This is a genomic window from Enterobacter cloacae complex sp. P43RS (genome assembly GCF_014930585.1).
GTDB lineage: Bacteria > Pseudomonadota > Gammaproteobacteria > Enterobacterales > Enterobacteriaceae > Enterobacter > Enterobacter bugandensis.
In genome coordinates this window covers 13,890-33,509 of record NZ_JADBRJ010000019.1, presented here as the reverse complement: position 1 = coordinate 33,509, position 19,620 = coordinate 13,890, and the positions used below count along the sequence as shown (strand labels likewise).

Below are 19,620 nucleotides of genomic sequence, written 5' to 3'. Positions count from 1 at the left end.
TTTGCCGGCTTCTTATCACTCAATGTTCGTCAGTATCGCCGGGATGGTGTCATCCTTGCGCAACGTCATAATTTCGCAGCCGTTGTCCGTTACCACAATAGTATGCTCGTACTGGGCAGACAAGCTTCTGTCTTTGGTTTTCACCGTCCAGCCGTCTTTCATAGTGCGAATGCGGTAGTCACCGGCGTTGACCATCGGTTCGATGGTGAAGGTCATCCCTTTTTGCAGCACCACGCCGCCGTCATCGGCATCATAGTGCAGAACCTGCGGCTCTTCATGGAAGACGCGGCCAATGCCGTGACCGCAGTATTCGCGCACCACGGAGAAACCTTCCGCTTCCACGAATTTCTGAATTGCGGCACCGAGGGTGCGCAGGCGGATGCCCGGCTTAACCATTTTCAGCGCCAGGTACAGGCTCTCTTGCGTCACTTTGCACAGACGCTCGCCCAGAATCGTTGGTTTGCCAACGATGAACATCTTCGAGGTGTCACCGTGGTACTCGTCTTTAATGACGGTCACGTCGATGTTGACGATGTCGCCATCTTTAAGCAGTTTTTCGTCGTCCGGAATACCGTGGCAAACCACTTCATTAATAGAGATGCAGACGGATTTCGGGAAACCGTGGTAGCCGAGACAGGCGGAAACCGCGTGCTGCTCGTTAACGATATAGTCATTACAGATGCGATCCAGTTCGCCGGTGCTGACGCCCGGCTTCACGAACGGCTCGATCATTTCCAGCACTTCCGCGGCCAGACGACCGGCGACGCGCATCTTTTCAATTTCTTCAGGTGTCTTAATAGAGATAGCCATGTAATCTGTCCATCGGTGTCGATTTTTTCGACAATACTAGTCTAAGTGTCGTCAATGGTATCAGTCAGGCACGCCCCGTGCCAAATTGAGAATCATTAACAGCACACTCCGCCAACAACTGTTGGTTTCTGGTCGTGTTTTGTGGTATAAAGCGCGCCGGACTTCCGATCCATCTCAGATACACAGGCTGGACGGAAGCGACAAATCTCACTTTGTGTAACAACACACACGTATCGGCACATATTCCGGGGTGCCCTTCGGGGTCGGTAATATGGGATACGTGGAGGCATAACCCCAACTTTCAATATAGAGGTTTTAAAACATGGCAACTGTTTCCATGCGCGACATGCTCAAGGCTGGTGTTCACTTTGGTCACCAGACCCGTTACTGGAACCCGAAAATGAAGCCTTTCATCTTCGGCGCGCGTAACAAAGTTCACATCATCAACCTTGAGAAAACTGTACCAATGTTCAACGAAGCCCTGGCTGAGCTGAACAAGATCTCTTCCCGTAAAGGTAAGATTCTGTTCGTTGGTACTAAGCGCGCTGCAAGCGAAGCTGTGAAAGATGCTGCTAACAGCTGCGACCAGTTCTTCGTGAACCATCGCTGGTTGGGCGGCATGCTGACCAACTGGAAAACTGTTCGTCAGTCCATCAAGCGCCTGAAAGATCTGGAAACCCAGTCTCAGGACGGTACTTTCGACAAGCTGACTAAGAAAGAAGCGCTGATGCGCACTCGTGAACTGGACAAGCTGGAAAACAGCCTGGGCGGTATCAAAGATATGGGCGGCCTGCCAGACGCGCTGTTCGTAATCGATGCAGACCACGAGCACATCGCTATCAAAGAAGCTAACAACCTGGGTATCCCGGTATTCGCTATCGTTGATACCAACTCCGATCCGGACGGTGTTGACTTCGTTATCCCGGGTAACGACGACGCAATCCGTGCTGTTAGCCTGTACCTGAGCGCTGTAGCTGCTACCGTTCGTGAAGGCCGTTCCCAGGATCTGGCTTCTCAGGCGGAAGAAAGCTTCGTAGAAGCTGAATAATAAGGTTTTACCCCTTATTAGTACCGTGTATGAATAGGGGCCCATTATCGGCCCCTTTTTTCAATTTACACTGTTTGGCCTCCGGCCGGGCAGTTCACATCTCCCGAGGATTTAAGAATGGCTGAAATTACCGCATCCCTGGTAAAAGAGCTGCGCGAGCGTACTGGCGCAGGCATGATGGATTGCAAAAAAGCGCTGACTGAAGCGAACGGCGACATCGAGCTGGCAATCGAAAACATGCGTAAATCCGGTGCGATCAAAGCAGCTAAGAAAGCAGGCAACGTTGCTGCTGACGGCGTGATCATCACTAAAATCGACGGCACCTACGGCATCATTCTGGAAGTTAACTGCCAGACTGACTTCGTTGCTAAAGATGGCGGTTTCCAGGCATTTGCGAACAAAGTTCTGGACGCAGCTGTTGCTGGCAAAATCACTGACGTTGAAGTTCTGAAAGCACAGTTCGAAGAAGAACGTGTTGCGCTGGTTGCTAAAATCGGTGAGAACATCAACATCCGTCGCGTATCTTCCCTGGAAGGCGAAGTACTGGGTTCTTACCAGCACGGCGCACGTATCGGTGTTCTGGTTGCGGCTAAAGGCGCTGACGAAGAGCTGGTTAAACAGCTGGCAATGCACATCGCTGCAAGCAAACCAGAATTCGTTAAGCCAGAAGACGTGTCTGCTGAAGTGGTAGAAAAAGAGTACCAGGTTCAGCTGGACATCGCGATGCAGTCTGGTAAGCCAAAAGAAATCGCAGAGAAAATGGTTGAAGGCCGCATGAAGAAATTCACCGGCGAAGTTTCTCTGACTGGCCAGCCTTTCGTTATGGATCCAAGCAAGTCTGTTGCTCAGCTGCTGAAAGAGCACAACGCTGACGTAACTGGCTTCATCCGCTTCGAAGTGGGCGAAGGCATCGAGAAAGTTGAGACTGACTTCGCAGCAGAAGTTGCTGCAATGTCCAAGCAGTCTTAATGATTGAAAAGGAGCCGCCTGAGGGCGGCTTCTTTTTGTCACCCGTCACAGGAAATCAGACAGGCTCCAGTATCGCCGTGCTGATTTGCGGCATATTATGTCGCCAGAATTAACTCCCATCTTAATCGTTGACAGTCTCAGGAAAGAAACATGGCTACCAATGCAAAACCCGTGTACAAACGCATTCTGCTTAAGCTGAGTGGCGAAGCGCTGCAGGGATCGGAAGGCTTCGGTATTGACGCAAGCATCCTTGATCGCATGGCACAGGAAATCAAAGAACTGGTCGAACTGGGTATCCAGGTTGGCGTGGTCATTGGCGGTGGCAACCTTTTCCGTGGTGCTGGTCTGGCGAAAGCGGGGATGAACCGCGTTGTGGGCGACCACATGGGTATGCTGGCAACCGTGATGAATGGCCTGGCAATGCGTGATGCGCTCCATCGCGCCTACGTGAATGCCCGCCTGATGTCCGCGATTCCCCTGAATGGCGTATGCGATAATTACAGCTGGGCAGAGGCCATCAGCCTGCTGCGCAACAACCGCGTGGTGATCCTCTCCGCCGGTACGGGTAACCCGTTCTTTACCACCGATTCCGCTGCCTGCCTGCGCGGTATCGAAATTGAAGCCGACGTGGTGCTGAAAGCGACCAAAGTAGACGGCGTGTTTACTGCCGACCCGGCAAAAGATCCTTCTGCGACCATGTACGATCAGCTGAGCTACAGCGAAGTGCTGGATAAAGAGCTGAAAGTGATGGATCTTGCCGCCTTCACGCTGGCTCGCGACCACAAACTGCCGATCCGTGTCTTCAACATGAACAAGCCTGGCGCACTGCGTCGCGTGGTCATGGGCGAAAAAGAAGGCACTTTGATCACGGAATAATTTCCGTCGACGATAAATACAGGTAAGATTCCGCTTTACTTTGTAGTGGTATCTTACCTGGACGCGCCTTTGGCGTTGTCATGAATTAAACGCGACTATACTTAGCACACCTGTAGCGCTGTGCTGGCGGATAGTCTGCCTGAGACAAGTTTTCAAGGATTCGTAACGTGATTAACGACATCAGAAAAGATGCTGAAGTACGCATGGACAAATGCGTAGAAGCGTTCAAAAACCAAATCAGCAAAATCCGTACTGGCCGTGCTTCCCCAAGCCTGCTGGATGGCATCATCGTAGAATACTACGGTACGCCAACCCCGCTGCGTCAGCTCGCGAGCGTGACGGTTGAAGATACCCGTACGCTGAAAATCAACGTCTTCGATCGCTCTATGAGCCCGGCCGTTGAGAAAGCGATCATGGCTTCTGACCTGGGTCTGAACCCAAGCTCAGCGGGTGCTGACATCCGCGTTCCGCTGCCTCCGCTGACGGAAGAGCGTCGTAAAGATCTCATCAAAGTGGTTCGCGGTGAAGCTGAGCAGGGTCGTGTTTCCGTGCGTAACGTGCGTCGCGATGCGAACGATAAAGTGAAAGCACTGCTGAAAGAAAAAGAGATCAGCGAAGATGACGATCGTCGTTCTCAGGACGACATTCAGAAAATGACCGACGCTGCCATCAAGAAAATTGATGCGGCGCTGGCAGAAAAAGAAGCGGAACTGATGCAGTTCTGATTTCTGTCGTACACTGATAAACGCCGTTCAGAGGGACTTCGGGTCTTGCTGGCGGCGTTTTGCTTTTATCTGGTCTAACTTTTTTCGGGCATCTCATGAAGCATTTAACACTCCTCGGCTCAACCGGTTCCATTGGTTGCAGTACTCTCGACGTCGTCCGCCATAATCCTGAACTTTACACCGTGACAGCGCTGGTGGCCGGTAAGAATGTGCAGCGTATGGTCGAGCAGTGCCTGGAGTTTATGCCCCGCTATGCGGTGATGGATGACGAAGAGGGCGCGCGCCTGCTAAAAGCCCAACTGCGTGAGAAGGGCAGCCGAACCGAGGTGCTGAGTGGCCAGCAGGCGGCCTGCGAGATGGCGGCGCTGGATGAGGTTGACCAGGTTATGGCGGCCATTGTCGGCGCGGCCGGGCTGCTGCCGACACTTGCTGCGATCGATGCCGGTAAAGATGTTTTGCTCGCCAATAAAGAGTCGCTGGTGACCTGCGGACGTCTGTTTATGGACGCGGTAATACAGCGCGGGGCGCGTCTTTTACCGGTCGACAGCGAGCACAACGCCATTTTTCAGAGTTTACCGCAACCTTTTCAACAGAACCTGGGGTACGCTGACCTGGAGCAGAATGGCGTTGTGTCGATTCTGCTTACCGGGTCTGGTGGCCCGTTCCGTGAAACGCCACTCTCTGAACTGCGCGCAATGACGCCGGATCAGGCGTGCCGTCATCCGAACTGGTCAATGGGGCGTAAAATCTCCGTGGATTCTGCCACCATGATGAACAAAGGTCTGGAATACATTGAAGCGCGCTGGCTGTTTAATGCGTCGGCGAAACAGATGGAAGTACTGATCCACCCGCAGTCGGTGATTCACTCGATGGTGCGCTATCAGGATGGCAGCGTGCTGGCACAGCTCGGCGAGCCGGATATGCGTACGCCTATTGCTCATTCAATGGCATGGCCGAACCGGGTGAAATCCGGCGTGAAGCCGCTTGATTTCTGTAAGCTCAGTTCTCTGACGTTCAGTGAACCAGACTACGATCGTTATCCTTGTCTGAAGCTTGCAATGAACGCCTTTGACCAGGGGCAGGCGGCGACGACGGCACTGAATGCAGCCAATGAAATTACCGTTGACGCATTTCTGAATCAGCAGATCCGTTTTACCGATATCGCGACCTTAAATTTATCGGTACTGGAAATGATTGATTTGCGTGAGCCACTAAGCGTGGAAGAGGTGCTGGCGGTGGATACAGCTGCTCGTGATATTGCGCGTAAACAGGTGACACGTCTCGCAAGCTGGTGATAAAGCAAGCACTAGTGGTCGTGCTATTTGTTAGCGTTGGGCTTCAGTGATATAGTCTGCGCCACCTGATCGCAGGAATTTGACTTTATGTGGTCAGGTAAGCCGTGGTTTGACACGGCTTTTTTATGTACAGGCTTAAGTATTCCTGAGTACCGTTAAATCCTTTCAGGGACAAAAAACGCGTTATGTTGTCTGCGAATCAACCAATAAGCGAAAACTTGCCAGCTCATGGCTGCCGTCATGTAGCAATCATTATGGATGGCAACGGGCGCTGGGCGAAAAGACAAGGGAAAATACGAGCCTTTGGGCATAAAGCGGGAGCGAAATCTGTTCGCCGCGCCGTCTCTTTTGCCGCCAATAACGGCATTGATGCGTTAACGCTCTATGCTTTTAGCAGTGAAAACTGGAATCGACCTCCGCAGGAAGTGACTGCGTTGATGGAATTGTTCGTGTGGGCGCTAGACAGCGAAGTAAAAAGCCTGCACCGCCACAACGTTCGCCTGCGCATCATTGGCGATACCAGTCGTTTTAACTCACGTTTGCAGGAGCGGATTCGTAAAGCAGAAGCGCTGACGGAAAATAATACCGGTCTGACGCTCAACGTTGCGGCGAATTACGGTGGACGCTGGGATATTATCCAGGGCGTTCGGCATCTGGCCGAACAGGTTCAGGAAGGGCTGTTGAGACCCGACCAGATTGATGAAGAGGCGCTGAGCAAGCAAATCTGCATGAATGAACTGGCACCTGTGGATTTGGTAATTAGGACAGGGGGGGAACATCGCATAAGTAACTTTCTGATATGGCAAATTGCCTATGCTGAACTTTACTTTACAGATGTTCTCTGGCCCGATTTTGATGAACAAGACTTTGAAGGTGCGCTGCATGCCTTTGCCAATCGAGAGCGTCGTTTCGGCGGCACCGAGCCAGGTGGCGACAAAGCCTGATGGGGGTAGCTTTTGCTGAAGTATCGCCTGATTTCCGCTTTTGTTTTAATACCCATTGTCATTGCGGCGCTGTTTTTACTGCCCCCGGTGGGATTCGCCATTGTCACGCTGGTAGTGTGCATGCTTGCCGCGTGGGAATGGGGACAGTTTAGCGGCTTTACCTCGCGCAGCCAGCGAGTATGGCTTGCGGTACTCTGTGGCTTTATCCTGGCCATAATGCTGTTTACGTTGCCTGAGTATCACCATGATATTCATCAACCGCTGGTTGCCGGCTCCTTGTGGATGTCGTTGGCCTGGTGGGTTGTTGCGCTGTTACTGGTGCTTTTTTATCCAGGTTCGGCCGCAATCTGGCGTCATTCAAAGGTGCTGCGACTGATTTTTGGTTTGCTCACCATTGTTCCGTTTTTCTGGGGCATGGTCGCGCTGCGCGCCTGGCACTATGACGAAAATCACTACAGCGGTGCGATCTGGCTGCTTTATGTGATGATTCTCGTCTGGGGGGCTGACTCCGGGGCCTATATGTTTGGTAAACTGTTTGGCAAACATAAGCTGGCACCAAAAGTTTCGCCGGGGAAAACCTGGCAAGGCTTCATCGGCGGCTTGTTTACGGCAGCGATCATCTCCTGGGGCTATGGCGTCTGGGCAGATCTGGCCGTGGCACCGTCAATACTGCTGGTGTGCTCGATTTTTGCTGCACTTGCCTCAGTGCTCGGTGATTTAACCGAAAGTATGTTTAAGCGTGAAGCAGGGATTAAGGACAGCGGACATCTTATTCCAGGGCATGGCGGTATACTGGATCGCATTGACAGCCTGACTGCGGCTGTTCCAGTATTTGCTTGCCTGCTTTTACTGGTATTCGGGACGATTTAACGGAAGGTTTTATGCTGAGCATTCTCTGGAATCTGGCGGCGTTCATTGTTGCACTGGGTGTACTGATTACCGTGCATGAATTTGGCCATTTCTGGGTTGCTCGCCGTTGTGGTGTGCGGGTAGAGCGATTCTCCATTGGTTTTGGCAAATCACTCTGGACGCGCACCGATCGTCACGGCACGGAATTTGTCATCGCCCTTATCCCGCTTGGCGGCTACGTCAAAATGCTCGACGAACGTGTTGAGCCTGTCGCTCCCGAACTGCGACACAGTGCGTTTAACAACAAAACCGTTGGACAACGCGCCGCTATCATCGCTGCCGGACCGGTAGCCAACTTCATCTTTGCGATTTTCGCTTACTGGCTGGTGTTTATCATCGGCGTCCCTGGCGTGCGTCCGGTAGTGGGGGATATTGCCCCTGACTCCATCGCGGCGAGTGCGCAAATTACCTCCGGGATGGAACTTAAAGCGATTGATGGCATCGAAACCCCTGATTGGGATGCCGTGCGACTGCAGCTGGTAGCCAAAATTGGCGATCCGCAGACAACTATCAGCGTATCGCCGTTTGGGTCAGACGCGCGTCAGGACAAAGTACTGGATTTACGCCACTGGCGTTTCGAGCCAGACAAAGAGGATCCCGTCGCTGCGCTGGGCATTCGTCCCCGCGGCGCGCAGATTGAGCCGGTATTAGCCGAAGTACAGGCAAATTCGGCGGCGAGCAAAGCGGGTTTGCAAGCTGGCGACAGGATCGTTAAAGTCGATGGTCAACCATTAACAGAGTGGATGACCTTTGTTACTCTGGTGCGCGATAATCCGGGGACGTCCCTCGCGCTGGAAGTTGAAAGGCAAGGCAGTCCGCTTTCGCTGACGCTGATCCCGGATACGAAGTCGGTCGGCAAAAAGGCAGAAGGGTTTGCAGGCGTTGTGCCAAAAGTGATCCCGCTGCCAGATGAGTACAAGACAATACGCCAGTATGGGCCGTTCAGCGCCATTCTTGAAGCCACGGATAAAACATGGCAACTGATGAAGCTGACGGTCAACATGTTGGGGAAATTGATAACCGGTGATGTGAAACTGAACAACCTCAGTGGGCCAATCTCGATTGCTCAGGGGGCTGGGATGTCAGCGGAGTTCGGGGTGATTTACTATCTCATGTTCCTCGCGCTTATTAGCGTGAACCTTGGGATTATCAACCTGTTCCCGCTTCCCGTTTTAGACGGGGGTCATCTGCTGTTTTTAGCGATTGAAAAGCTAAAAGGCGGGCCGGTATCCGAGCGAGTTCAAGACTTTAGTTATCGCATTGGCTCGATTTTGCTGGTGCTGTTAATGGGGCTTGCACTTTTCAATGATTTCTCTCGGTTGTAAGAGAGTTAGTTAGGAAGAACGCATAATAACGATGGCGATGAAAAAGTTGCTCATAGCGTCGCTGCTGTTTAGCAGCGCCACCGTATACGGTGCTGACGGGTTCGTAGTGAAAGATATTCATTTCGAAGGCCTTCAGCGTGTCGCCGTTGGTGCGGCCCTCCTCAGTATGCCTGTGCGCCCCGGCGATACGGTTAATGATGAAGATATCAGTAACACCATCCGTGCTCTGTTTGCCACCGGCAACTTCGAGGACGTCCGCGTCCTGCGCGATGGTGATACGCTGCTGGTACAGGTAAAAGAACGTCCAACGATCGCCAGTATCACTTTCTCCGGCAACAAGTCGGTGAAAGATGACATGCTCAAGCAAAACCTTGAAGCATCGGGTGTTCGTGTGGGTGAATCTCTGGACCGCACAACCCTTTCAGACATTGAAAAAGGTCTGGAAGACTTCTACTACAGCGTCGGTAAATACAGCGCCAGCGTGAAAGCGGTTGTCACTCCGCTCCCGCGTAACCGTGTTGACCTGAAGCTGGTCTTCCAGGAAGGTGTTTCTGCGAAGATCCAGCAGATCAACATCGTGGGTAACCACGCGTTCAGCACCGACGAACTGATCTCGACCTTCCAGCTGCGCGATGAAGTGCCGTGGTGGAACGTGGTTGGCGATCGTAAATACCAGAAACAAAAGCTGGCGGGCGACCTTGAAACCCTGCGCAGCTACTATCTGGATCGCGGTTATGCCCGCTTCAACATCGACTCGACTCAGGTCAGTCTGACTCCGGACAAGAAAGGTATCTACATTACGGTTAACATTACTGAAGGCGATCAGTACAAGCTTTCTGGTGTTGAAGTGAGTGGTAACCTGGCGGGGCATTCTGCTGAGATCGAATCGCTGACCAAAATTCAGCCGGGCGATCTGTACAGCGGATCCAAAGTCACCAAAATGGAAGACAGCATTAAGAAGCTGCTCGGCCGCTATGGTTATGCCTATCCGCGCGTACAAACTCAGCCGGAAATCAACGATGCGGATAAAACCGTTAAGCTGCACGTTAACGTTGATGCGGGTAACCGTTTCTACGTGCGTAAGATCCGCTTCGTCGGTAATGACACCTCTAAAGACTCCGTTCTGCGTCGTGAAATGCGTCAGATGGAAGGGGCGTGGCTGGGCAGCGACCTGGTCGACCAGGGTAAAGAGCGTCTGAACCGTCTGGGCTATTTTGAAACCGTAGATACTGAAACTCAGCGTGTACCGGGCAGCCCGGATCAGGTTGATGTCGTTTATAAAGTGAAAGAGCGTAACACCGGTAGCTTTAACTTCGGCGTGGGCTACGGCACGGAAAGCGGCGTGAGTTTCCAGGTAGGCGTCCAGCAGGATAACTGGCTGGGTACGGGTTACTCTGTTGGTATTAACGGTACCAAAAACGACTACCAGACCTACTCTGAGTTCTCCGTTACCAACCCATACTTCACCGTTGACGGTGTGAGCCTGGGCGGTCGTATCTTCTATAACGACTTTAAAGCGGATGATGCAGATCTGTCTTCCTACACCAACAAAAGTTACGGTGTGGACGGAACGCTTGGCTTCCCGGTTAACGAATACAACACCCTGCGAGCGGGCTTAGGTTACGTGCATAACGACCTGTCCAACATGCAGCCGCAGGTGGCGATGTGGCGTTATCTGGATTCCATCGGCCAGTCGGCGAGTACCTCCAGCGATGACAACGGTTTTGCTGCAGATGACTTCACCTTCAACTATGGCTGGACCTACAACCGTCTTGACCGCGGTTTCTTCCCAACGGAAGGCTCTCGCGTCAACCTGAACGGTAAGGTGACCATTCCTGGTTCCGATAACGAGTTCTACAAGGTGACGCTGGATACCGCGTCCTACTTCCCGATTGATGACGATCACAAGTGGGTGGTGCTGGGTCGTACCCGTTGGGGCTATGGTGACGGTATCGGCAGTAAAGAGTTGCCGTTCTATGAGAACTTCTACGCGGGTGGTTCAAGCACCGTGCGTGGCTTCCAGTCTAACAACATTGGTCCGAAAGCGGTTTATTACGGCGGTAATGATGAAGATAACTGCGCAAGCCGTGATCCAAAACAAGTATGTAGCTCTGATGATGCGGTAGGCGGTAACGCCATGGCCGTGGCCAGCCTGGAGTTCATCACCCCAACGCCATTTATCAGTGATAAATACGCGAACTCCGTACGTACGTCCTTCTTCTGGGATGCGGGTACGGTGTGGGATACCAACTGGGAGAATACTGCCCAGATGCGCGCGGCTGGCGTTCCAGACTATAGCGATCCGGGCAATATTCGCATGTCTGCCGGTATCGCATTACAATGGATGTCACCGCTGGGGCCGTTGGTCTTCTCCTACGCCCAGCCGTTTAAGAAATACGATGGAGACAAAGCGGAGCAATTCCAGTTTAACATTGGTAAAACCTGGTAATAATTCGCTGCAATGGAATGCGTTGGCAGTGTAGCGCTGACAACCGGCGATCGGTAAAACGGTCGCCTTGCCACGCAAAGAACGGTACTTTCTGGTGCCAATGGGATGGTAAGGAGTTAATTGTGAAAAAGTGGTTATTAGCTGCAGGTCTCGGTTTAGCGATGGCAACTTCTGCTCAGGCAGCAGACAAAATCGCAATCGTCAACATGGGTAATTTGTTCCAGCAGGTCGCTCAGAAAACAGGTGTTTCTGCGACTCTGGAAAACGAATTCAAAGGCCGTGCGAGCGAACTGCAGCGTATGGAAGGCGATCTTCAGTCCAAAATGCAGCGTCTGCAGCGTGATGGTTCTACCATGAAAGCAAGCGATCGCAGCAAACTGGAAAAAGACGTTATGGCTCAGCGCCAGACCTTCTCCCAGAAAGCGCAGGCTTTCGAGCAGGATCGTCAGCGTCGTTCTAACGAAGAGCGTGGCAAGCTGGTGACTCGCATTCAGACTGCTGTTAAAGCAGTTGCTGCCGATCAGAGCATCGATCTGGTTGTTGATGCGAACGCCGTTGCTTTCAACAGCAGCGATGTTAAAGACATCACCGCTGATGTTCTGAAACAGGTTAAATAAGTAATGCCTTCAATTCGACTGGCTGATTTAGCTCAGCAGTTGGATGCAGAATTACACGGTGATGGCGATATCGTCATCACCGCTGTTGCGTCCATGCAATCTGCTAAAGCTGGCACGATTACCTTCATGGTAAGCCCTAAGTACCGTGAACAACTGGCTCAATGCCAGGCGTCAGCTGTTGTTCTGACGCAGGACGATCTTCCTTTTGCCACTGGAAGCGCGCTGGTAGTGAAAAATCCCTACCTGACGTATGCACGCATGGCTCAAATTCTTGATACCACGCCGCAGCCGGCGCAGAACATTGCTGCCAGTGCAGCGATTGATCCGACGGCTAAGCTGGGTAACAACGTGGCCGTTGGCGCGAATGCGGTTATTGAATCTGGCGTTGAGCTGGGCGATAACGTCGTCATTGGCCCCGGATGCTTCGTTGGGAAAAATACGAAAATCGGTGCTGGCACCCGTTTATGGGCCAATGTGTCCGTTTATCATGAAGTTGAAATCGGCGAAAATTGCCTCGTCCAGTCCAGTACCGTGATTGGTTCTGATGGCTTTGGTTACGCGAACGATCGCGGTAACTGGGTTAAGATCCCGCAGCTTGGTCGCGTTATTATTGGCGATCGCGTGGAGATCGGAGCCTGTACCACGATCGATCGTGGTGCACTCGACGACACGATCATTGGTAATGGTGTTATCATCGATAACCAGTGCCAGATTGCGCATAACGTTGTGATTGGCGACAATACCGCGGTTGCGGGGGGCGTCATCATGGCGGGCAGCCTGAAAATTGGTCGTTACTGCATGATTGGCGGCGCGAGCGTGATTAATGGCCATATGGAAATATGCGACAAGGTGACGGTGACGGGTATGGGTATGGTAATGCGTCCTATCACTGAACCTGGCGTCTATTCCTCCGGTATTCCGCTGCAACCCAACAAGGTATGGCGTAAAACAGCAGCTCTGGTGATGAACATTGATGATATGAGCAAGCGACTCAAGTCTCTTGAGCGTAAGATCGATCAACAAGACTAAACGTCACCCGTTTAACGCTATCTTTCCCGGCCTGTCGGCTTTCTAATAAACCGGCAGGCCGTGTTATTATTGTTATCAGTACATTTTGACAGGAAGAGTATTTTGACTACTGACACTCATACTCTGCATATTGAAGAGATTTTAGAACTTCTGCCGCACCGCTACCCGTTTTTGCTGGTAGACCGTGTGCTGGATTTTGAAGAAGGTCGTTTTCTGCGCGCAGTGAAAAATGTTTCCGTGAATGAGCCGTTCTTCCAGGGACACTTCCCGGGTAAGCCTATCTTCCCGGGTGTGTTGATTCTGGAAGCGATGGCTCAGGCTACCGGTATTCTGGCGTTTAAAAGCGTCGGTAAGCTGGAGCCGGGTGAACTGTATTACTTCGCAGGTATTGATGAAGCACGCTTCAAGCGTCCTGTCGTGCCTGGTGATCAGATGATCATGGAAGTCACTTTTGAAAAAACGCGTCGTGGCCTGACTCGCTTCAAAGGCGTAGCGCTGGTTGACGGCAAAGTTGTTTGCGAAGCGACGATGATGTGTGCTCGTAGCCGGGAGTCCTGATACGTGATTGATAAATCCGCCTTTATTCATCCTACCGCTATTGTGGAAACCGGTGCCATCATTGGCGCAAACGTCCACATTGGCCCGTTCTGTATTGTTGGACCCCATGTCGAAATTGGTGAGGGTACAGTACTGAAATCTCACGTTGTCGTGAATGGTCACACGACCATTGGCTGCAATAACGAGATCTATCAGTTCGCTTCCATCGGCGAAGTTAACCAGGATCTGAAATATGCTGGTGAGTCGACCCGTCTGGAAATTGGCGATCGTAACCGTATTCGCGAAAGCGTCACCATTCATCGTGGAACAGTGCAGGGTGGTGGGTTGACGAAGGTGGGCAGCGACAACCTGTTCATGGTGAATGCGCACATTGCGCACGACTGTGCCGTGGGCGATCGCTGTATTCTTGCCAACAACGCAACGCTGGCAGGACACGTATCGGTTGATGACTTCGCAATTATTGGCGGCATGACCGCAGTCCATCAGTTCTGCATCATTGGTGCACACGTGATGGTCGGCGGATGCTCCGGTGTGGCGCAGGACGTCCCGCCGTATGTGATTGCGCAGGGCAACCATGCCACGCCGTTTGGCGTGAACATCGAAGGCCTCAAGCGTCGTGGCTTTAGCCGCGAAGCGATTACTGCTATCCGCAACGCGTACAAGCTGCTGTACCGTAGCGGTAAAACGCTGGAAGAGGCGAAGCCGGAAATTGCCGAGCTGGCGAATAAGCATCCTGAAGTGAACGCGTTCATGGAATTCTTTGACCGTTCCACGAGGGGTCTGATTCGTTAATGGTCGACAGTCGTCCGCTTACGATAGCCCTGGTCGCCGGAGAAACCTCCGGCGATATTCTTGGTGCAGGTCTCATCCGGGCGCTTAAGGCGCGCGTACCCAATGCTCGCTTTGTTGGCGTGGCTGGCCCGCTGATGCAGGCCGAAGGCTGTGAAGCCTGGTATGAAATGGAAGAGCTGGCCGTGATGGGCATCGTCGAGGTGCTGGGGCGCCTGCGACGCCTGCTGCATATTCGTGCCGATCTCACCCGCCGCTTTACCGAACTCAAACCCGATGTGTTTGTCGGTATCGATGCACCTGATTTCAACATTACCCTCGAAGGTAACCTGAAAAAGCAGGGCATCAAAACCATTCACTATGTCAGTCCGTCCGTGTGGGCGTGGCGACAGAAACGCGTTTTCAAAATCGGACGGTCCACCAACCTGGTGCTGGCTTTCCTGCCTTTCGAAAAAGCGTTTTACGACAGATTTAATGTTCCGTGCCGTTTTATCGGTCATACCATGGCGGATGCGATGCCGCTGGATCCGGATAAAAACGCGGCGCGCGACGTGCTGGGTATCCCGCATGATGTGCACTGTCTGGCGCTGCTGCCGGGCAGCCGTGGCGCAGAGGTCGAGATGCTGAGCGCTGATTTCCTGAAGACCGCGCAAATTATTCGCCAGACCTGGCCCGATCTTGAAGTGGTTGTGCCGCTGGTGAATGCCAAACGCCGCGAGCAGTTCGAGCGTATCAAAGCCGACGTTGCCCCGGATCTTCACGTTCGTCTTCTCGACGGGAAAGGGCGGGAAGCCATGTATGCAAGCGATGCCGCACTGCTGGCTTCCGGCACGGCAGCGCTGGAGTGTATGCTGGCGAAATGCCCGATGGTGGTCGGTTATCGCATGAAGCCGTTTACCTTCTGGCTGGCAAAACGTCTGGTGAAAACGGATTATGTCTCCCTGCCAAACCTGCTTGCCGGGCGCGAGCTGGTGAAAGAGCTGTTGCAGGATGAGTGCCAGCCGCAGGCGCTTGCGGATGCCCTGCTGCCGCTGCTGGCCAACGGCAAGACCAGCCACCAGATGCACGATACTTTCCGTGAACTGCATCAGCAGATCCGCTGTAATGCTGATGAGCAGGCGGCTGATGCAGTGCTGGAGTTAGCAAAATGATGGAATTTACTTATCCCCACACGCACCTTGTTGCCGGAGTGGATGAAGTCGGGCGCGGCCCGTTGGTCGGTGCCGTGGTGACCGCGGCGGTGATCCTCGATCCAACGCGCCCGATTATGGGTCTGAACGACTCAAAAAAACTCAGTGAGAAGCGCCGCCTGGCGCTGTTCGATGAAATTAAAGAGAAGGCGCTGGCGTGGAGCGTAGGGCGCGCAGAGCCGAATGAAATCGACGATCTGAATATTCTGCACGCCACGATGCTGGCAATGCAGCGAGCCGTTGCTGGCCTGAAGGTTGTGCCTGAATATGTGCTGATCGACGGTAACCGTTGCCCGGCGCTGCCGATGCCTTCGATGGCCGTCGTTAAAGGCGACAGCCGCGTCGCAGAGATCAGTGCAGCTTCTATTATTGCCAAAGTGACGCGCGACGCCGAAATGGCCGCGCTGGACCTCACTTATCCCGCGTATGGTTTCGCCCAGCATAAGGGATATCCAACGGCTTTCCATCTGGAAAAGCTGGCTGAACATGGCGCAACTGAACATCATCGGCGCAGCTTTGGCCCGGTGAAGCGCGCGCTGGGACTGGTGTCCTGAATCAAGACGCAAGCAATTAAGTAACGCGGGATCTGAAGATGGCTGAACCACGTTTCGTACACCTGCGGGTGCATAGCGACTACTCCATGATCGATGGGCTGGCAAAGACCGGGCCGCTGGTAAAAAAGGCGGCCTCGCTTGGCATGCCTGCGCTGGCGATCACCGATTTTACCAACCTGTGCGGCCTGGTTAAGTTCTACGGGACGGCGCATGGCGCGGGGATGAAGCCTATCGTCGGTGCGGATTTCCATGTGCAGAGCGATCTCATCGGCGATGAACTGACGCAAATCTCCGTGTTGGCGATGAACAATACGGGTTACCAAAACCTCACTCTGCTTATCTCAAAAGCCTATCAGCGCGGTTATGGGGCGCTGGGGCCGTGGATTGACAGGGAATGGCTGGCTGAGCTAAACGAAGGGCTGCTGCTGATCTCCGGCGGCCGCATGGGCGATGTCGGTAAATCCCTGCTGCGCGGTAACAGCGCGCTGGTGGATCAGTGCGTCTCGTTCTATGAAGAGTACTTCCCGAATCGTTACTATCTGGAGCTGATTCGCACCGGCCGCCAGGATGAAGAGAACTATCTGCACGCTGCTGTCGCGCTGGCAGAAGAGCGCGGCTTGCCCGTGGTGGCAACGAATGACGTGCGTTTCCTGGAGTCCGGCGATTTTGACGCGCATGAAATTCGCGTCGCTATCCACGACGGCTTCACTCTCGACGATCCAAAGCGTCCGCGGAACTACTCATCGCAGCAGTATATGCGCAGCGAAGAGGAGATGTGCGAGCTCTTCTCCGACATTCCGGAAGCGCTGGAAAACAGCGTAGAGATTGCCAAGCGCTGTAACGTGACTGTGCGCCTCGGCGAATACTTCCTGCCGCAGTTCCCGACCGGGGACATGACCACGGAAGATTTCCTGGTCATGAAATCGAAAGAAGGTCTGGAAGAGCGTCTCGAATTCCTGTTCCCGGATGAAGAAGAGCGTAAAAAACGTCGCCCGGAGTATGACGAACGCCTGGATATTGAACTCCAGGTGATTAACCAGATGGGCTTCCCGGGCTACTTCCTGATTGTAATGGAGTTTATCCAGTGGTCGAAGGATAACGGCGTGCCGGTAGGTCCGGGCCGTGGCTCGGGTGCGGGCTCACTGGTGGCGTATGCGCTGAAAATTACCGACCTAGATCCGCTGGAATTTGACCTGCTGTTCGAACGTTTCCTTAACCCGGAACGTGTCTCCATGCCCGACTTCGACGTCGACTTCTGCATGGAAAAACGCGACCAGGTGATTGAGCACGTGGCCGATATGTACGGTCGTGACGCGGTTTCGCAGATCATTACCTTCGGTACCATGGCGGCGAAAGCGGTTATCCGCGACGTGGGCCGCGTGCTGGGCCACCCGTACGGTTTTGTCGATCGTATTTCAAAGCTGGTGCCGCCCGATCCGGGCATGACGCTGGCAAAAGCCTTTGAAGCCGAACCTCAGCTGCCGGAAATCTACGAAGCTGATGAAGAGGTAAAAGCGCTGATCGACATGGCGCGCAAGCTGGAAGGCGTGACGCGTAACGCCGGTAAGCATGCGGGGGGCGTGGTTATCGCCCCGACCAAAATCACCGACTTTGCGCCGCTCTACTGCGACGAAGCGGGCCAGCACCCGGTCACCCAGTTCGATAAAAACGACGTGGAATACGCCGGGCTGGTGAAGTTCGACTTCCTCGGCCTGCGCACGCTGACCATCATCAACTGGGCGCTGGAGATGATAAACGCCCGCCGCGAGAAGAACGGCGAGCCGCCGCTGGATATCGCGGCCATCCCGCTGGATGACAAGAAAAGTTTCGACATGCTGCAGCGCTCGGAGACGACAGCCGTCTTCCAGCTTGAATCCCGCGGCATGAAAGATCTGATTAAACGCCTGCAGCCCGACTGCTTCGAAGATATGATCGCGCTGGTGGCCCTGTTCCGTCCGGGCCCGCTGCAGTCAGGGATGGTGGATAACTTTATCGACCGTAAACACGGGCGCGAAGAGATTTCCTACCCGGACGTGCAGTGGCAGCATGAAAGCCTGAAACCGGTGCTGGAGCCGACCTACGGCATCATCCTGTATCAGGAACAGGTCATGCAGATCGCCCAGGTACTTTCCGGCTATACCCTTGGCGGCGCGGACATGCTGCGTCGTGCGATGGGTAAGAAAAAGCCGGAAGAGATGGCCAAGCAGCGCTCCATCTTTGAAGATGGGGCGAAGAAAAACGGCGTCGATGGCGAACTGGCGATGAAAATCTTCGACCTGGTGGAGAAATTCGCCGGGTACGGATTTAACAAATCTCACTCCGCCGCCTATGCTTTGGTTTCGTATCAAACGCTGTGGCTCAAGGCCCACTATCCCGCTGAGTTTATGGCGGCGGTAATGACCGCCGATATGGACAACACCGAGAAGGTGGTTGGCCTGGTGGACGAGTGCTGGCGCATGGGGCTGAAGATCCTGCCGCCGGATATTAACTCGGGTCTGTACCATTTCCACGTTAACGATGACGGGGAGATCGTCTACGGGATCGGCGCGATCAAAGGCGTGGGTGAGGGGCCGATCGAGGCGATCATCGAAGCGCGTAATAACGGCGGCTACTTCCGTGAGCTGTTCGATCTGTGCGCCCGTACCGATACCAAAAAACTGAACCGCCGCGTGCTGGAAAAACTGATCATGTCCGGCGCGTTTGACAGGCTGGGGCCACACCGTGCCGCGCTGATGAACTCGCTCGGCGATGCGTTGAAGGCGGCCGATCAGCATGCAAAAGCGGAAGCCATTGGCCAGGCGGATATGTTCGGCGTGCTGGCGGAAGAGCCAGAGCAGATCGAGCAGTCCTATTCCAACTGCCAGCCGTGGCCAGAACAGGTGGTACTGGATGGAGAGCGGGAAACGTTAGGTCTGTACCTGACGGGGCACCCGATCAACCAGTATCTTAAAGAAATTGAGCGCTATGTCGGCGGCCACAGGCTTAAAGACATGCATCCGACAGAACGTGGTAAGATCACCACGGCTGCGGGGCTCGTGATTGCTGCAAGGGTAATGGTCACCAAGCGCGGCAATCGTATCGGCATCTGTACGTTAGATGACCGTTCCGGGCGTCTGGAGGTGATGCTGTTCACCGACGCGCTGGATAAATACCAGCAATTGCTGGAAAAAGACCGCATACTTATCGTCAGCGGACAGGTCAGCTTTGATGACTTCAGCGGGGGGCTTAAAATGACCGCCCGCGAAGTGATGGACATTGACGAAGCCCGGGAAAAATATGCTCGCGGGCTTGCTATCTCGCTGACGGACAGGCAAATTGATGACCAGCTTTTAAACCGACTCCGTCAGTCTCTGGAACCCCACCGCTCGGGGACCATTCCAGTACATCTCTACTATCAGAGGGCGGATGCACGTGCGCGGTTGCGCTTTGGTGCAACGTGGCGTGTCTCTCCGAGCGATCGTTTACTGAACGATCTCCGTGGCCTCATTGGTTCGGAGCAGGTGGAACTGGAGTTTGACTAATACAGGAATACT

Annotated in this window: 17 protein-coding genes; 16 read left to right on the top strand and 1 reads right to left on the bottom strand. The window is 53.6% G+C overall.

From position 1 onward, the window contains the following. Positions 1–15: 15 nt before the first annotated feature. Positions 16–810, bottom strand: coding sequence for a type I methionyl aminopeptidase (map, locus tag IM294_RS21500; RefSeq protein WP_028015578.1), 795 nt, complete (start codon positions 808–810; stop codon positions 16–18). Between the two features lie 322 nt (positions 811–1,132). Between map and rpsB the strand changes: the two genes are divergently transcribed. From rpsB to dnaE, 16 genes are all read left to right on the top strand, one after another. After that, the gene (rpsB, locus tag IM294_RS21495) at positions 1,133–1,858 is read left to right on the top strand and encodes a 30S ribosomal protein S2 (protein WP_003856207.1); all 726 of its coding nucleotides are present in this window, start codon (positions 1,133–1,135) and stop codon (positions 1,856–1,858) included. A 117-nt stretch (positions 1,859–1,975) separates the two neighbouring features. Next, positions 1,976–2,827, top strand: a complete 852-nt coding sequence (gene tsf / locus IM294_RS21490) for a translation elongation factor Ts (RefSeq protein WP_028015579.1) — start codon at positions 1,976–1,978, stop codon at positions 2,825–2,827. 150 nt (positions 2,828–2,977) lie between these two features. After that, positions 2,978–3,703, top strand: coding sequence for a UMP kinase (gene pyrH / locus IM294_RS21485; RefSeq protein ID WP_008501910.1), 726 nt, complete (start codon positions 2,978–2,980; stop codon positions 3,701–3,703). Positions 3,704–3,870: 167 nt separating this feature from the next. Further along, complete coding sequence (gene frr, locus IM294_RS21480) at positions 3,871–4,428, top strand: ribosome recycling factor (protein ID WP_003856180.1); 558 nt, start codon at positions 3,871–3,873, stop codon at positions 4,426–4,428. 95 nt (positions 4,429–4,523) lie between these two features. Beyond that, a complete protein-coding gene (gene ispC / locus IM294_RS21475) occupies positions 4,524–5,723 on the top strand; it encodes a 1-deoxy-D-xylulose-5-phosphate reductoisomerase (protein ID WP_126818807.1) in 1,200 nt (399 codons plus the stop codon). A gap of 185 nt (positions 5,724–5,908) precedes the next feature. After that, positions 5,909–6,667 carry a (2E,6E)-farnesyl-diphosphate-specific ditrans,polycis-undecaprenyl-diphosphate synthase gene (gene ispU, locus IM294_RS21470; protein ID WP_028015581.1) on the top strand — a complete coding sequence of 253 codons (759 nt, stop codon included), beginning with the start codon at positions 5,909–5,911 and terminating at the stop codon, positions 6,665–6,667. Positions 6,668–6,679: 12 nt separating this feature from the next. Then, positions 6,680–7,537 carry a phosphatidate cytidylyltransferase gene (gene cdsA, locus IM294_RS21465; RefSeq protein ID WP_041911193.1) on the top strand — a complete coding sequence of 286 codons (858 nt, stop codon included), beginning with the start codon at positions 6,680–6,682 and terminating at the stop codon, positions 7,535–7,537. Positions 7,538–7,548: 11 nt separating this feature from the next. Beyond that, complete coding sequence (gene rseP / locus IM294_RS21460; protein WP_041911192.1) at positions 7,549–8,901, top strand: sigma E protease regulator RseP; 1,353 nt, start codon at positions 7,549–7,551, stop codon at positions 8,899–8,901. A gap of 31 nt (positions 8,902–8,932) precedes the next feature. Next, entirely contained in the window at positions 8,933–11,350 is a 2,418-nt protein-coding gene (bamA, locus tag IM294_RS21455) for an outer membrane protein assembly factor BamA (protein WP_028015584.1), read from the top strand. A 122-nt stretch (positions 11,351–11,472) separates the two neighbouring features. After that, positions 11,473–11,967 carry a molecular chaperone Skp gene (skp, locus tag IM294_RS21450; RefSeq protein WP_014882635.1) on the top strand — a complete coding sequence of 165 codons (495 nt, stop codon included), beginning with the start codon at positions 11,473–11,475 and terminating at the stop codon, positions 11,965–11,967. 3 nt (positions 11,968–11,970) lie between these two features. Then, complete coding sequence (lpxD, locus tag IM294_RS21445; RefSeq protein ID WP_041911190.1) at positions 11,971–12,996, top strand: UDP-3-O-(3-hydroxymyristoyl)glucosamine N-acyltransferase; 1,026 nt, start codon at positions 11,971–11,973, stop codon at positions 12,994–12,996. Between the two features lie 102 nt (positions 12,997–13,098). Further along, positions 13,099–13,554, top strand: coding sequence for a 3-hydroxyacyl-ACP dehydratase FabZ (gene fabZ / locus IM294_RS21440; protein ID WP_010426706.1), 456 nt, complete (start codon positions 13,099–13,101; stop codon positions 13,552–13,554). 3 nt (positions 13,555–13,557) lie between these two features. Further along, entirely contained in the window at positions 13,558–14,346 is a 789-nt protein-coding gene (gene lpxA / locus IM294_RS21435; protein ID WP_041911189.1) for an acyl-ACP--UDP-N-acetylglucosamine O-acyltransferase, read from the top strand. Then, positions 14,346–15,494: a lipid-A-disaccharide synthase gene (gene lpxB / locus IM294_RS21430; RefSeq protein WP_193052992.1), complete on the top strand. Its 1,149-nt coding sequence runs from the start codon at positions 14,346–14,348 to the stop codon at positions 15,492–15,494. The genes lpxA and lpxB overlap by 1 nt, the downstream gene beginning before the upstream one ends. Beyond that, complete coding sequence (rnhB, locus tag IM294_RS21425; protein ID WP_028015588.1) at positions 15,491–16,087, top strand: ribonuclease HII; 597 nt, start codon at positions 15,491–15,493, stop codon at positions 16,085–16,087. Before lpxB ends, rnhB begins: the two co-directional genes overlap by 4 nt. 38 nt (positions 16,088–16,125) lie before the next feature. Continuing rightward, a complete protein-coding gene (dnaE, locus tag IM294_RS21420; protein WP_041911187.1) occupies positions 16,126–19,608 on the top strand; it encodes a DNA polymerase III subunit alpha in 3,483 nt (1,160 codons plus the stop codon). Positions 19,609–19,620: the final 12 nt, after the last annotated feature.

What these genes read in the sequence shown, in the direction of transcription:
- map (WP_028015578.1), bottom strand. Translation starts at nt 810, where the DNA reads ATGGCTATCTCTATTAAGACACCTGAAGAAATTGAAAAGATGCGCGTC.
- rpsB (WP_003856207.1), top strand. Translation starts at nt 1,133, where the DNA reads ATGGCAACTGTTTCCATGCGCGACATGCTCAAGGCTGGTGTTCACTTT.
- tsf (WP_028015579.1), top strand. Translation starts at nt 1,976, where the DNA reads ATGGCTGAAATTACCGCATCCCTGGTAAAAGAGCTGCGCGAGCGTACT.
- pyrH (WP_008501910.1), top strand. Translation starts at nt 2,978, where the DNA reads ATGGCTACCAATGCAAAACCCGTGTACAAACGCATTCTGCTTAAGCTG.
- ispC (WP_126818807.1), top strand. Translation starts at nt 4,524, where the DNA reads ATGAAGCATTTAACACTCCTCGGCTCAACCGGTTCCATTGGTTGCAGT.
- ispU (WP_028015581.1), top strand. Translation starts at nt 5,909, where the DNA reads ATGTTGTCTGCGAATCAACCAATAAGCGAAAACTTGCCAGCTCATGGC.
- rseP (WP_041911192.1), top strand. Translation starts at nt 7,549, where the DNA reads ATGCTGAGCATTCTCTGGAATCTGGCGGCGTTCATTGTTGCACTGGGT.
- bamA (WP_028015584.1), top strand. Translation starts at nt 8,933, where the DNA reads ATGGCGATGAAAAAGTTGCTCATAGCGTCGCTGCTGTTTAGCAGCGCC.
- lpxD (WP_041911190.1), top strand. Translation starts at nt 11,971, where the DNA reads ATGCCTTCAATTCGACTGGCTGATTTAGCTCAGCAGTTGGATGCAGAA.
- lpxB (WP_193052992.1), top strand. Translation starts at nt 14,346, where the DNA reads ATGGTCGACAGTCGTCCGCTTACGATAGCCCTGGTCGCCGGAGAAACC.
- rnhB (WP_028015588.1), top strand. Translation starts at nt 15,491, where the DNA reads ATGATGGAATTTACTTATCCCCACACGCACCTTGTTGCCGGAGTGGAT.
- dnaE (WP_041911187.1), top strand. Translation starts at nt 16,126, where the DNA reads ATGGCTGAACCACGTTTCGTACACCTGCGGGTGCATAGCGACTACTCC.